Below are 13,930 nucleotides of genomic sequence, written 5' to 3'. Positions count from 1 at the left end.
CTCCTTTTACGCTAAAGGAGCTGTTTCTGTTATATGTTGAAGTTGATATAAATTATAATAAAATCCTCTTTTTTTCATTAATTCTTCATGAGAACCTGTTTCTTTAATTTCACCATCTTCAATGTAAATTATCGTATCCACATGTGTAATCGTCGCCAATCGATGTGCGATTATGATCGTCGTCCGATCAGCAGCTAACGTCTGAAGCGCCTGCTGAATATGCCGTTCATTTTCTAAATCTAAAGCGGAAGTTGCCTCATCTAATATAAGTAACGATGGATTCTTTAGAAACACTCTTGCAATCGCTACACGTTGCCTTTGCCCACCAGATAGCTTCACACCCCGTTCCCCAACGACAGTATCATAACCATCAGGTAACTCTATAATAAAATCATGAATTTGCGCAGCTTTGGCAGCTGAAATCACTTCTTCCTCTGTAGCTTTCGGATTTCCATATAAAATATTTGCCCCGATTGTATCACTAAATAACAAATTATCTTGCAGTACAATTCCAATATGACTACGTAAATTTCTCATATCATACTTTCTAACATCTATCCCATCTATATAAACTGCCCCTGAAGAAACATCATAGAAACGCGGGATTAAACTAGCAAGAGATGACTTCCCTCCCCCACTTGCCCCTACAAGTGCTACCTTCTCTCCTGGCAACATTGTTAACGAAAGGTTATGCAATATCTCTTTTTCATCTGAATTGTAACGAAAAGATACATGATCGAATATCACTTCACCATTCAATTTTGTCGTTTGTACCGCACTTGGCACATTGACAATATCGTATTTTTCATCTAACAATTCAAACACTCGATCCATCGATGCGAAAGACTGTGTTAATGTTGTAGAGGAATTAACAAGACGGCGAAGCGGACTATACAAACTATCCATATATCCAACAAACGCAACCATAGTCCCTAATGTTAATTGCCCCTGAATTACTTCATATGCTGCAAAACCGATTACAAGTAACGGGCCTAAATCGGTTAACGTATTCACTACTGAAAATGTCCTTGCAGTCCAACTCGTATGCGTTAACGCTTTCGTCAAAAATTCATTATTTCTTTTTTCAAACTGCTTACCTTCATACTCTTCTAATGCAAAGCTACGCGTCACTTGCATCCCCTGAATACGTTCATGTAAATACCCTTGCATCGTTGCTAAAGCTTGCGAACGCTCTTTCGTTAATTTTCGAAGACGCCCGAAAAAATATTTCACTGCCACTACATAAATAGGCAAAATTAATAACGCAACAAATGTTAATTTTATATTCATAGAAAACATAACAATAATAGCAATTGCAATTGTTGCCGTATCTAGCCAAACATTCATCAAACCAGTAATTACAAAATCCTTTGTTTGTTCTACATCATGGATTACACGTGAAATAAGCTCCCCTGTTTTTGTATTCGAATAATAGCGTAAACTCAACTTTTGTAAATGACCAAAAATATGTTTTCGTAAATCATATAATATTGTGTTTGCGATACGCTGCGCGAAATATTGACGATAATATTCAATTGGCGGTCTTACTACAGCAAAAATAAAAAAAGCAATCCCAACAGCGGTTACTAATTGGGACGTTTTATCTTGAAGTGATCCTCCACCTTGAATTACATCATCGATAATATATTTTAATAACCACGGCATAATAAGCGGGATGCCGAATTTAACTAGACCAATCATAATCGTAATAGCAATAAGCCATCGATATGGTTTAACAAATTGCAAATATCTTTTTATACCTTGCACATAATCCCCCCTCTAATAGGACAAACCTGCCGGGAAATCCCCTGCAGGTTTGTTTTAATTTCTGTACATTAAATATCTTTCATACCACATATCTACGAAATCTGGCGCGAATGGCCCTTTTCTCTGATGAATCCATTGTGTTAATTGTGCTACATTTCGTTTTAAAATAGTATCAATAACAGGTGGATATTGCATAATTTGACTATGCTTCTCATACTCATCTTCATCTAAAAGCGTATATGTCATATCTGGATACACTTTAATATCTAAATCATAATCAATGTACTTTAATGCTTCAGAATCATATGCAAAAGGTGAGCCTAAATTGCAATAATAGTATACTCCCTCTTCTCTTAACATCCCAATCACATTAAACCAATAGTTTGCATGAAAATAACAAATTGCTGGTTCACGAGTAATCCATGTTCGGCCATCCGATTCTGTCACTACTGTACGATCATTTGCTCCGATCACAAGGCTCTGTGTTCCTTTTAAAATTGTTGTCTCTTCCCACATTCTATGAATGGAGCCATTATGTTTATAACTATGTATTTGTACTCTTTCTCCTTCTTTGGGAAATCCCATATATGCTCCCTTCTTTCAACTGCAAATGCCCTTTGAACTGCACCCACTTTTTTTCTATTATAACTTTTTTGTCGAAATTTTAAAACTAAAGCGACAAGACTCTATTTTTCACACTGAATACCATATCCCTAATCTCCTTAGGCGACGGGGCCTTCGCTGAATGATTTACAAACGAGGAAATAGAAAAAGCCCTTCCTTATTTCTATCTAAAGAAGGACCTTTCACCAGAGGGTAACAATATGTCTTATCCTAAACTCGAAATCATTTTTTCAGTTTCAAAAGATTGAATTACACTATTTGTTTGCTCTTCAAATTTCTCATGTAACAGTTTTAATGCTAATTCTGTTCTATATATTTCTTGGCGGATAAAATGTAATTCCTTTTTATCGCACGTATCTTTTTCGCTCATTTCAATTTGCTGATACTTCTCTAGATGAGCTTGTAACTTTAACAACTCATCCATCGTTTCTAATTGCTCTCCTACCAACTTATCAAAATCGTTCATTACTTACCCCCTTTTGGACTTATTTATCAGTTATTATTCCTCATTACATATTTCTAATCTTTAACTTCCTTCTCCTTTGACTACATTTGTTGACTTATTAGAAGTTATGTCGTTCACTTTATTTTCATTACCATGATCCAGGCACAAAGAAAACACTTCTCCCGAATTAGAGAAGTGTTTTTCTTTCATTACTGATTTGAACTAGAAGATTGTGATTGTTTTGCAGCTGATTGTGCATTTTGTTTTTTCACAGCATGCACATCTGTTTCAGTTGCAAATTCTGTACCATAACTAGTGTTTGCACTTTGTGCGCCAGAAGCTTGTGCTTTCTTTGCTTCTGATTGTGCGTTTGCTTGTTTTACTGCTTGTGCATTTGTTTCAGTCGCAAACTCTGTACCGTAACTAGCATTTGTACTTTGAATGCTAGCACCCGAAGTTGCTTTGTTATAACCTTGTTGTTTTTTACTCATCTTTCTCACCTCCACAACCAATAATGTAACCAATTCCTTTAGAAGCTATCCGTAATTTTCTTTTGAAAAAATTCCGCATATATCTCTTATCACTCATTCAAACTACAGATGATGGAGGTGGAAATATGTACACTGGACGTGATATGACTGAACTAACGATGCTTTCAAAAAATGAATGGAGAGAAGATGAATTAGCTCATTTTCATCATTCATTACAACAGATTCTTCCCTATTTAAACGCAGAAGGACAAAGTATTTATAAAGAAATTGTTATAGAAATTGAATCAAGAGGCGGCTTACAAGAAGGTAAAGCTAGTTGGACTCATGGGACAAAAATTTCTTACGATTAAAAAAGTGTTCCCTAAATAGGGAACACTTTTTTATTTATTGCATTGTAATTTTCTCAACGCAATTCTCATAAATCGTACGATGCGATTTCGAGAAAGGTAACTGCTCAAATGCTTCTTTCGATACAAATTTCAATGTATCTGTTTCAACAATATCACCAGTTACTTTTCCATAAAATACGAATATATCCCAAGTACGATGTGTAAACGTATGTTGTACATTCATTGCGTATTCTTCAATAGAAATCGAGAGCTCAAATTTTTCTTTCATATAATCTGTAAGCTGTTCCTTCTGATTTCGAATCCCTTCGCCAAGTTCGGCATTCGGAAACTCCCACATGTTAGCTAATAGTCCAGTACTTGGACGTTTATTAATGACGTAACGACCATCTTCCGTTTGAAGCACCCCTGCAACAATCGGTACCATTGTAGGAGCCTTCGCTTTACTTTTTACTGGTAATTCCTTTTGAACACCTTCAGCATATCCTCGGCAATGCTCACGTACCGGACAAAGTAAGCAAGATGGATTTTTTGGAATACAAATTAGTGCACCTAATTCCATCAAACCTTGATTAAAATAAGATGGATTTTCAGCCGAAATAATTTCACGCACAATCTCTTCAAACACTTTTCTAGTTTTCGGTTTTGCAATGTCATCCCATACTGATAAAATACGAGATAATACACGCATAACATTTCCATCAACTGCCGGCTCTGGTATACCATATGCGATACTTAAAATAGCACCTTTTGTATAGGGGCCGACTCCTTTTAATTTTTCGATTTTCTTTACATCACTCGGTACTATCCCGCCGTATACTTCTTTTACCTCTTTTACTGCCGCATGTAAATTACGTGCCCTAGAATAATATCCTAAACCTTCCCATGCTTTTAATACTTCTTCATCATCAGCGTTTGCCAAAGCTTCTAGAGTAGGAAACTTCCCCATAAAATTCGCGTAATATGGTTTTACAGCTTCTACCCTCGTTTGCTGCAACATAATTTCCGAAACCCAAACGCGGTATGGATCTTTATTTTTACGCCACGGTAAGTCGCGTTGCTCTTTTTCAAACCAACCAATTAAATCATTTTGAAACTGCTCTATGTTAAAATTATTTAATATTTCAAGTGTCAAACTTGATCCCCCTCATTTTTTTGCATATAAGTACTATTATAAAGATTTTAGGAAAAAATTTAAGTAAGATGACATAGGAAATAGAAGGCAAAGGACTTGAGGTATCGAATAAAAAGAGTTACATTAATAAAAAACGGAGGTGGATTTCTATGGACACAGCCACTCACCTTGTTATGGGCGTTACTCTAGGCAGTTTGGCCACGTTAGATCCAGCCATAGCACAAAGTGATATTGGGCCACAAGCAGTTATGCTTGCTGCAATTGCCGGTTCCAATATTCCTGACATCGATACAGTTTTAAAATTGCGTAATAACGCTAAATATATAAGAAATCATCGCGGGATTACTCATTCCATTCCTGCAGTGATTCTTTGGTCATTCCTTATAAGTGGCATCTCTTTCGCCTTCTTTTCAGACGCTCCATATTTGCATCTACTACTTTGGTCATTTATTGCAGTCTTTCTTCATGTCTTTGTAGATATTTTCAATGCCTATGGTACCCAGGCATTACGTCCCTTCACAAAAAAATGGGTAGCGCTCGGCATCATTAATACATTTGATACCGTCATTTTCTTTATCCACCTACTCGCGATTGCTTGTATGCTTGTAGGTTCCCATAAAGGGTATACTGCCTTAGCGGCGTATATATTGATGATTATTTACTATATCGGACGGATTATGATGCATAGAAACATACGTAGCGTCGTATATAAACGTTTCAATCATGTGGAGAAAATAATCATTTCCCCTTCTTACAGATTTTATCATTATCATTTAGCAATCGTTACAACTGATTATTACTACGTTGCTAGATGGCATCGTGGTAACATCATGATATATGATAAGTTCGACCGGGTACCGTTCCCAGATAACGCTATTATGCGCGCAGCTAAACAAGATGAAAACATCTCAGCATTTCTATCTTTCTCCCCTGTGTATCGCTGGGACATTTTCGATTATGATCATTATTACGAAGTTCGCTTCATTGATTTGCGCTATCGCAGTAAAGATTATTATCCATTCGTTGCAATCGTTCAACTCGACCACAATTTAAATATTATTAATTCCTATACAGGATGGATTTTTAGTGAAGAAAAACTTCGAAAAAAACTGGAATTACTTCCACATTAAAAAAAGCGACTTAAGTCGCTTTTTTTAATGTTTCAAATGATCTTCTTGATTGATTAAATGGCTATATTTCGGATTATTTGTACGCATTTCATGGAGGCGACCTCCATGATTATTAATCCATGTTCGTACCACTTGTTCAGTCATTTCATCACCTTGATAACGACCTGATTTAGCATAAGTTGTTTGAAAGTCTTCCCACAATAATTCAACCCACGCACGAGCTTGTGCGTAAGAAAGTTTGTCATTTTTGTCTAATAATTCTTTTGTTAATGTTTCGTGAATATCATTCATGTTCTATTCTCCTTTTACCTATTTATTCCCTTAATTTCTAAAGGATAGTTTCTTCTATTTTGCACATTCTATAAGTGATACTTCTTAAAGAGGTATCAACTGATGATGAGGAGGGCGTTCGCAATGGGTAAACAAGCCGAATTTTGGTCTGAGTCAAAAAACAACAGCAAAATCGATGGTCAGCCGAAAGCGAAATCACGCTTCGCTTCGAAACGACCTAACGGCACAATTAACACGCACCCACAAGAACGTATGCGTGCTGCAAATCAGCAGGAAGAATAGTACAGGTACAACCTAAAAAATTAACTTCCTACACGAGGTGATAAAGATGAGCTACCGTGATCGCTTAGATAGTCGTTCTGAATTATTTAACCATACGTGGACTCGTCCGAAACATGCAAAAGCGCAAGTTAACGGACAGACGCAACAAACCCAGTCTCTCATTATACTGGCGAATGAATGTAAAAAACGCCAATTTTAGAATCTCCTATCTCCTGTAACGCCTACCAAAGATGAAAACCAGAGAGATATTCGCTCTCTGGTTTTCATTTTTCTTGCAATAAAGAAATCGGTATTCCAATCTCTTCATTATTATTTTGCTTATGTCCCCAAGCAAATACCCCGTTGAAATACGTAATTTCAAATAATATACCAGGTTCTTCTACTAATTCATATGTCTCACCAATATGAAATTTGTTTATATCAGTCATATAAGCACGAGCCATTGCCATCTTTCGCATTAATACATCGAACTCATTTACAACACCAAGTTGCTCTGCCTTTATTGCTTGCTCTTTCAAAACCCCAATTTCTTCCCTTAGCTCATGTGGTGTCATTTCACTGTAGCGCTTTGGCATATTCATCTTATTCCCTCATCCCTCTTCACGTTTCATCTGCAAAAATATCTCTATCTCATCAATAGAGAACCCTTTGCGATATAACGCTTGTTTCATCTTATTTTCGAATGTCCATCCATCATATTTCTTATATTTCTCATAATATTTATTCCCATGATAGTGTAACGCTTCTTGTTGCTGTTCGTCATCTTTTTCGTCTTTCAATTCTTCCAAACAAATTTGAATCACATCTCTAGAATATCCTTTACGAACAAGCATTTCGTCTAACTTTAGCTTCATTTGTAAAAAGGAATGCTTTTGATAAGACCTTTTCTTCTTTTCTATAAGAAGTAAAGCATTCTCAATTTGCTTTTCCTTCGGATATTCTTGTAAACTATGTGTAATGATTAGATCCTGAACACCTTTATTTAATAACTCTCTTTTAATAACAGTTGGACCCTTTCGATTCACATTACTTTGCGTTCGCGTATATAAAACAGCGTACTCTTTATCATTAATATATCGATCATGTAATAATTTCGAAACGACTTCAGAGATGACGGCCTGTCCCACTTCTTTTTTTCGTAAATAGTCTTCTACTTCTTTTTTTGTTCTCATTTGATAGGATAGATAGGAAATTGCTTGTAAATATGCTTTTTGTACCTCTTCATTGTATAAAATATTTCCTAACGCTATTTCATCAATTTCTAACCCTTTTTGTAATCCATGTTTCATTAAGATTACTTGATCCACACTAAATCCGTACTCTTCACCTTGACCTTTATCAATATAAATATTAAACCGTTCTTTTGATCGTTTTTGCACTTCTATTTTTGTAATGACAGCCATACTCTCACCTCTCTATTATTTTAACATAGTCAAGGAACGTTTTTGCTTTTCAAGAATATATATAATGAGGAGGAACTAATTGTGAGAATCGCAATTTCTGGTGGTACCGGCTTTATCGGTAAATACCTTTCTACTTTTTTTATTCAAAAAGGATATAATGTTTACATTCTTACTCGAAACAAAACTACTGAAACTTCATCGCCTAACCTTCAATATGTACAATGGACACCAGATTTACAAACCTTCCCCCTCTCTTCTATCGATGTAGTTATTAATCTAGCTGGAGAGTCTATTAATAGTAGATGGACAAAGAAACAAAAGGAATCCATTTTAAATAGTAGAATTCAAACAACAAAAGGACTCATTAAACAATTGCAAACACTTGGTACAAAGCCAAATACATTTATTAACGCAAGTGCTATTGGATACTATGGAACGTCTGAAACTGAGTCTTTTACAGAACAGCATGAAATTCCTGGAAATGACTTTTTAGCAAATACAGTATATTCATGGGAACAAGAAGCATCTAAAGCACGCTCTCTTGGAATGCGAACAATCTACGCAAGACTTGGAGTTGTATTAGGCGCAGATGGAGGAGCTCTTCCAAAAATGCTACTCCCCTATCAATTCTATATCGGAGGTACAATTGGATCTGGAAACCAATGGTTATCATGGATTCATATTGACGATGTCGTTCGCCTGATTGATTTCATCATACACAAAGAAGAAATTGATGGACCTTTTAACATCACAGCCCCCCTGCCTATAAGAATGAAGGAATTTGGAGAAACCATTGCAACTATAATGAAAAAACCTCATTGGTTACCTGTCCCTTCATTTATGCTTCACACTTTATTGGGTGAGATGAGTATACTTGTACTAGAAGGACAACGTGTATTACCTAGTAAAGCAATTGAACATGGATATCAATACACATTTCCGACAATAGACCATGCATTACAAAATATACTTTCGCATACAATGTAGTACTTCTAAAACACAGTTTTACAGGGTCCCCTTTCAAAACTTTCATTTTCTAGAATCCGGAGCATTATTACACAAATAATCTTTCAGTTACTTTCCCTTAAATTCCATTAACATTGTAAAGTAACAGAAATGAGGTACCTATGAAAATATTGCTCAAACAAGCCATCGTCTATCCTATTACATCCCAAAAATTTCAAGGGGATGTACTCGTTATAGGAGAAAGAATTGCCGAGGTCAAGCCTTCCATTCAACCTACTCAAGATATGACAGTTATAGACGCTCGTGCTCTTCATCTTTTACCTGGATTTATTGATGTCCATACTCATCTTGGTCTCTATGATGAAGGTACTGGTTGGGCTGGCAATGACGCAAATGAAACATCTGAAGTTTCAACACCACATATCCGTTCTTTAGACGGAATCCATCCTTTTGATATTGCATTTCAAGATGCTGTACAAAACGGAATCACAACTGTTCACGTTATGCCAGGAAGTCAAAACATTATCGGTGGTACTACTTGTGTAATAAAAACAGCTGGAACTTGTATTGATCATATGATTATTCAAGAACCTGCCGGCTTAAAGATTGCCTTTGGAGAAAATCCTAAAAAGGTCCATAGTAATGGAACAAAAGAATCCATAACACGTATGGGAATTATGGGGTTACTTCGGGAATCATTCTATGAAGCACAGCACTACGGACATGAAGCTGATTTTCGAATGCTTCCTATCTTAAAAGCATTACGCCGCGAAATACCTGTACGTATCCACGCTCACCGAGCAGATGATATTAGTTCTGCTCTACGCTTTGCAACAGAGTTCAATCTCGATTTACGTATTGAACATTGTACAGAAGGACACTTTATTGTTGAAGAGCTTTCGAAACACAATTTGAAGGTTTCAGTTGGCCCCACTCTTACACGCCGTTCTAAAATCGAACTTAAAAACAAAACATGGGATACTTACCATATATTATCGAAAAATGGAGTGGAAGTTTCTATAACAACAGATCACCCTTATACCCCAATTCAATATTTAAATGTTTGTGCTGCTGTCGCAGTAAGAGAAGGATTAGACGAAAAAACTGCACTAGAAGGAATCACTATATTTCCAGCACGAAATTTACGTTTAGAGGATAGAATTGGAAGCATTGAGGTTGGAAAAGACGCCGATCTCGTGTTATGGACTCATCATCCTTTCCATTATTTAGCCAAGCCTGTACTAACCATGATTGATGGAAAAATAATTTACAAAAAAAATAAAAAAAACTAGTTTATTTTTTTGACTAGATAAAGTATTATACGATTATAAACTGAATGAAACCATAATCAATTTGTGTCGTGATTATCATTTTCAAATTGATGAATGGGGAAGGCAAATGGTGCGCCACCAGCGTTAGACACTGGTTCTAGTGGGTTCGATTCCCACCCCGAAATTTTTTAAAGATTGATATAAAAATTTCGAGGGTGGGGTGTTTTTTCGTCATGCTACCCTCGTGTGAGGAGGAGTTAGTATGTTGAAAAAACGCGACTTACACGACAGCCACGTTCTATACGAGTTAATGGTGGACCCAGCTGTCTTCCCTTTTGTGCGTCAAAAGGCTTATTCTTATGAGGAGTATTTATTTTTAACGAAACAAACGATTGAAGCTGAAGAGCGTGGGGAATTAATTTCACGCACAATTTTAGATGAATGGGGTAACCCTATCGGAACAATTACTTTATTTGATGTGCAAGAAAAAGCCGGGTTTCTTGGAACATGGCTTGGCAAACCATATCATGGAAAAGGCTATAATAAATTGGCGAAAGATTCATTTTTTAGCGAACTTTTCTATGAATTAGATATTGAAACAATATTTATGCGTATTCGTAAAATAAATATTCGTTCTATTAAAGCTGCCGAAAAACTACAATATGTAAATCTAGCAAACGAAACAAGAAAAGCCGTTTATGATGAAATTAACGCAAATGAAGAAGTATATAACTTATATGAAATTCCAAAAGATCAATATACACTTGCTACAATGCGAGATACAACGTTCCAAGATGCTCACCAATTAAAAGAAGCATAATCTAAATTTTTAGAAAAAATAATTAATCATTAACATTTTGCCATATACGTATATCACCCCATGTCTTTGGAAACGATAGATAGTGACTTTAGGACACGAGGTGATTTGTAATGGATAAAAAGAAACGTGACAAAGCAAAAAATACATTATCTAGTACACAAGAGGTTCTCTACCAACGAGAATTTCGCAAAGCAGATCGCGCAGCGGGTTATCGCTCGAAAAGTATTTAAAGTGAGAATGAATAATTAGAAGTTTTCCCCCCTAATTATTCATTCTCATTACATATTTTTTCTACGTGATAGAATAGACAAAAAAGGTTCCTTATAAATAAGGAACCTTTTTTGTGTGGATAACGTTATCCACACAATTTATAGAATTGTGAATAAATTAAACGAACCCTTCACAAGTTTATATGTTGTAACGCATAGTAAATGTTAGAATTGTGGATAGTTTTCTAAAAATTGTGGACAATGTGGATATAGTTGTTAATATTTTGACTTTACTGTTCAATGAAAGCGTAATCTTCATGTGGATAAGTTACTACTTTATCTTATAAAACAATAAAGAACCCTCTTTAAACATATAAAAGAGGGTTTCATATTAAGTAAATAATTGTGCAAGAGCAGGTGATTTAATAGGTATATGATTCGGCTCTACATGATTTTCTGCCAAAATTGTATCCACAATATGACCAGCTGGCTCCGGACGATAAATGCTTTTCATCGCTTCTTTCATTTGAAGAAGCTTCATATCATCTTGTAATAACGCCTCTGTCTTTGCAAAAACCTCACTATCATCACGAATGACAACTGCAGCTCCTTTTCTTTCAAAGTACATCGCATTTTCATTTTCTTGTCCTGGAACAGGCTTATATAAAATGACAGGTACTTGCAATGCTGCCGCTTCACTTAACGTAATACCGCCCGGCTTCGTAATCATACAAGAAGTAACACGGAATAATTCATCGATATTTTCAACATAACCAAATACTTTTAATGCATCAGGATTTTTTTCCTGAACCCCTAATAAATCCTGTTTTAACGCTTCATTTTTCCCACAAACGACAACTACTTGTAAATCAGGTACTGACATAAATGATTGGCATAGTTCTTTTACACTTCCTAATACCCCATGAGCACCTGCTACAATTAGTAAAATCTTTTTATTCTTACATAACTGATATTTATTATATATAATGTCTGGATTGATCTTCAGCTCAAAACTACTACGAATCGGAATTCCAGTTTCAACAATTTGCTCCGCGGGCACACCAATATCAATCATAATTTTTTTTACGTGATCAGTTGCTACAAAATAACGATCTACTTCCCGATGAATCCATATTTTGTGCACACAAAAATCCGTTAATACGTTATACACAGGAATTGAAATACCTGTTTGCTTTTTTAACTCTGGTACAGCTATGATCGGAAAAGTATTAATAACAATATCCGGTTTCTCTACTTGTAAAAGTAATTTCAAACGTTTTCTTCCAAAGTTCGCATACCAAGATGCTATTTTTTTATCATAAATTTTTTCTACGCCATAATAAAACAAGCGATATAATTCTTTTCCTATTGTATAACTTTTTAAATATAAATATTTTGTAATATCGGTTATAACTGGATGTGATTCTCCGAACAAATCGCATACAATTACATCTTCAATTCCTTTTTGGCGAAATGTTTGTTCTAATGTTTTCGCTACTTGCACATGACCATTACCGTAATGTGCAGTTAATATTAAAACCTTGGGGTTTTTTATCAAACAAATCCACTCCTAGCTTATTGTTTCTCCATATTGCATATACGACAATAGGAAAAACATTTTCCTTAAAAATTACATAAACAGATTCTAATACTTCTCTTTCAGCTATGTACCTGTCGTGGATATGCAAAGCATATAAGATTGACCCCTTAATCCTATCTGTGCTCATATCTTTACATTATACTTTCCTATAAGAGCTTTCGCAATAACTTACAAATGTTCTCTATTCCATGATACTCACTCTTTTACTTCTTAATTCTTTTTACTATTTTGATTTCCCTTTACAATTATGTAAATTTCTCCACTTATTCCTTACAAAAATATGGATATTCTATTTTCAGTATACTCTTTTCTATATACATACTCTAGGTTTTATTGTAAAGAAAGCAAAAAGCCTAACCCAATATTTGGATTAGACTGCTTGTAAAATATGTCTTGCTTGTTCTACATTTTTTTCAGTAGGTGGTTCTACATTCGCAAGTGGATACTTATGTCCAAGTGCTTCCCATTTATATACACCAAGCTTATGGTACGGTAGCACTTCAACTTTCTGAACATTAGATAGACTTTGAATAAAGCTAGATAATTTTTGTAGATCCTCTTCATTATCCGTAATACCAGGAACTAATACGTGTCTTACCCAAATCGGTTTATTTTTATCCGATAAATAACGAGCAAATTGTAAAATATGTTCATTTGGTCTCCCTGTTAATTTACGATGTTTCTTTGAATCAATATGTTTCAAATCCAATAAAACTAAATCTGTGTAATCCATTAAAGTATCTAGCTTATTTTGGAATTCTGGTTCTTCAGAATAACAACCACCCGAGGAATCAATTGTTGTATGGATTCCAACTTCCTTACATTTCTTAAATAATTCAATTAAGAAATCTAGCTGTAATAATGGTTCACCACCACTAACTGTTATACCGCCTCTAGAAGCTTCAATAAAAGGAAGGTAACATGTCACATCCTGCATTACTTCTTCAACTGTTATTTCGTTTCCTTTACCGATCTCCCACGTATCAGCATTATGACAATATTGACAACGTAATAAACACCCTTGTGTAAATATGACATAACGAATTCCTGGGCCATCAACAGTACCACAAGACTCTACAGAATGAATTCTTCCTTTTACCATGTTACTTCCTCCTTTATTGAAGCAGCCTCCCTCTGCTATTTATATAA

18 protein-coding genes are annotated in these 13,930 nt (G+C 35.3%); 8 read left to right on the top strand and 10 right to left on the bottom strand.

The annotated features are described in order from the left end of the window. Positions 1-6 precede the first annotated feature (6 nt). The 4 genes from KZZ19_RS02625 to KZZ19_RS02610 all read right to left on the bottom strand — a co-directional run bounded on the left by KZZ19_RS02625 (position 7) and on the right by KZZ19_RS02610 (position 3,327). Positions 7-1,767 (bottom strand): ABC transporter ATP-binding protein, encoded by a 1,761-nt coding sequence (locus KZZ19_RS02625; protein WP_237982165.1) that lies wholly within the window; start codon positions 1,765-1,767, stop codon positions 7-9. A gap of 54 nt (positions 1,768-1,821) precedes the next feature. Then, the gene (ntdP, locus tag KZZ19_RS02620) at positions 1,822-2,352 is read right to left on the bottom strand and encodes a nucleoside tri-diphosphate phosphatase (protein ID WP_061676751.1); all 531 of its coding nucleotides are present in this window, start codon (positions 2,350-2,352) and stop codon (positions 1,822-1,824) included. 244 nt (positions 2,353-2,596) lie between these two features. Beyond that, a complete protein-coding gene (locus KZZ19_RS02615) occupies positions 2,597-2,857 on the bottom strand; it encodes a YgaB family protein (RefSeq protein WP_000997583.1) in 261 nt (86 codons plus the stop codon). 188 nt (positions 2,858-3,045) lie between these two features. Continuing rightward, a complete protein-coding gene (locus KZZ19_RS02610; RefSeq protein ID WP_088095047.1) occupies positions 3,046-3,327 on the bottom strand; it encodes a gamma-type small acid-soluble spore protein in 282 nt (93 codons plus the stop codon). Positions 3,328-3,452: 125 nt separating this feature from the next. Between KZZ19_RS02610 and KZZ19_RS02605 the strand changes: the two genes are divergently transcribed. Further along, the gene (locus tag KZZ19_RS02605) at positions 3,453-3,677 is read left to right on the top strand and encodes a hypothetical protein (RefSeq protein ID WP_237982166.1); all 225 of its coding nucleotides are present in this window, start codon (positions 3,453-3,455) and stop codon (positions 3,675-3,677) included. Between the two features lie 34 nt (positions 3,678-3,711). Here KZZ19_RS02605 and mutY read toward each other — a convergent pair whose 3' ends face one another. Further along, entirely contained in the window at positions 3,712-4,809 is a 1,098-nt protein-coding gene (gene mutY / locus KZZ19_RS02600; RefSeq protein WP_061676748.1) for an A/G-specific adenine glycosylase, read from the bottom strand. 149 nt (positions 4,810-4,958) lie between these two features. Between mutY and KZZ19_RS02595 the strand changes: the two genes are divergently transcribed. Beyond that, entirely contained in the window at positions 4,959-5,939 is a 981-nt protein-coding gene (locus KZZ19_RS02595; protein WP_088095044.1) for a metal-dependent hydrolase, read from the top strand. A gap of 24 nt (positions 5,940-5,963) precedes the next feature. Here KZZ19_RS02595 and KZZ19_RS02590 read toward each other — a convergent pair whose 3' ends face one another. Further along, positions 5,964-6,230 (bottom strand): YfhJ family protein, encoded by a 267-nt coding sequence (locus KZZ19_RS02590; RefSeq protein WP_000997857.1) that lies wholly within the window; start codon positions 6,228-6,230, stop codon positions 5,964-5,966. A gap of 123 nt (positions 6,231-6,353) precedes the next feature. On the opposite strand from KZZ19_RS02590, the gene KZZ19_RS02585 reads away from it, so the two are divergent. After that, entirely contained in the window at positions 6,354-6,512 is a 159-nt protein-coding gene (locus KZZ19_RS02585) for a small, acid-soluble spore protein K (protein ID WP_000517891.1), read from the top strand. A 46-nt stretch (positions 6,513-6,558) separates the two neighbouring features. Beyond that, complete coding sequence (locus KZZ19_RS02580) at positions 6,559-6,711, top strand: YpzG family protein (RefSeq protein ID WP_000122093.1); 153 nt, start codon at positions 6,559-6,561, stop codon at positions 6,709-6,711. Between the two features lie 64 nt (positions 6,712-6,775). Here KZZ19_RS02580 and KZZ19_RS02575 read toward each other — a convergent pair whose 3' ends face one another. After that, on the bottom strand, positions 6,776-7,093 hold the full coding sequence (locus KZZ19_RS02575) for a YfhH family protein (RefSeq protein ID WP_088095043.1): 318 nt from the start codon (positions 7,091-7,093) through the stop codon (positions 6,776-6,778). A 9-nt stretch (positions 7,094-7,102) separates the two neighbouring features. Then, entirely contained in the window at positions 7,103-7,915 is an 813-nt protein-coding gene (recX, locus tag KZZ19_RS02570) for a recombination regulator RecX (protein ID WP_000268506.1), read from the bottom strand. 81 nt (positions 7,916-7,996) lie between these two features. Here recX and KZZ19_RS02565 point away from each other — a divergent pair, with 81 nt between their 5' ends. The 4 genes from KZZ19_RS02565 to KZZ19_RS02550 all read left to right on the top strand — a co-directional run bounded on the left by KZZ19_RS02565 (position 7,997) and on the right by KZZ19_RS02550 (position 11,202). Further along, positions 7,997-8,902 (top strand): TIGR01777 family oxidoreductase, encoded by a 906-nt coding sequence (locus tag KZZ19_RS02565; RefSeq protein WP_237982167.1) that lies wholly within the window; start codon positions 7,997-7,999, stop codon positions 8,900-8,902. A 140-nt stretch (positions 8,903-9,042) separates the two neighbouring features. Continuing rightward, positions 9,043-10,173, top strand: coding sequence for an amidohydrolase (locus tag KZZ19_RS02560; RefSeq protein WP_000698308.1), 1,131 nt, complete (start codon positions 9,043-9,045; stop codon positions 10,171-10,173). Between the two features lie 241 nt (positions 10,174-10,414). After that, the gene (locus KZZ19_RS02555; RefSeq protein ID WP_000914737.1) at positions 10,415-10,972 is read left to right on the top strand and encodes a GNAT family N-acetyltransferase; all 558 of its coding nucleotides are present in this window, start codon (positions 10,415-10,417) and stop codon (positions 10,970-10,972) included. A 110-nt stretch (positions 10,973-11,082) separates the two neighbouring features. Beyond that, positions 11,083-11,202 carry a YfhE family protein gene (locus tag KZZ19_RS02550; protein WP_000358484.1) on the top strand — a complete coding sequence of 40 codons (120 nt, stop codon included), beginning with the start codon at positions 11,083-11,085 and terminating at the stop codon, positions 11,200-11,202. 370 nt (positions 11,203-11,572) lie between these two features. Here KZZ19_RS02550 and KZZ19_RS02545 read toward each other — a convergent pair whose 3' ends face one another. Beyond that, the gene (locus KZZ19_RS02545; protein WP_237982168.1) at positions 11,573-12,739 is read right to left on the bottom strand and encodes a diglucosyl diacylglycerol synthase; all 1,167 of its coding nucleotides are present in this window, start codon (positions 12,737-12,739) and stop codon (positions 11,573-11,575) included. A gap of 412 nt (positions 12,740-13,151) precedes the next feature. Next, entirely contained in the window at positions 13,152-13,883 is a 732-nt protein-coding gene (pflA, locus tag KZZ19_RS02540; RefSeq protein ID WP_237982169.1) for a pyruvate formate-lyase-activating protein, read from the bottom strand. Between the last annotated feature and the right edge of the window lie 47 nt (positions 13,884-13,930).

The organism is Bacillus thuringiensis (genome assembly GCF_022095615.2).
In the GTDB taxonomy this organism is placed as follows: domain Bacteria; phylum Bacillota; class Bacilli; order Bacillales; family Bacillaceae_G; genus Bacillus_A; species Bacillus_A cereus_AG.
The sequence above is the reverse complement of the archived record's forward strand: the minus strand, read 5'-3'. Positions and strand labels throughout refer to the sequence as shown.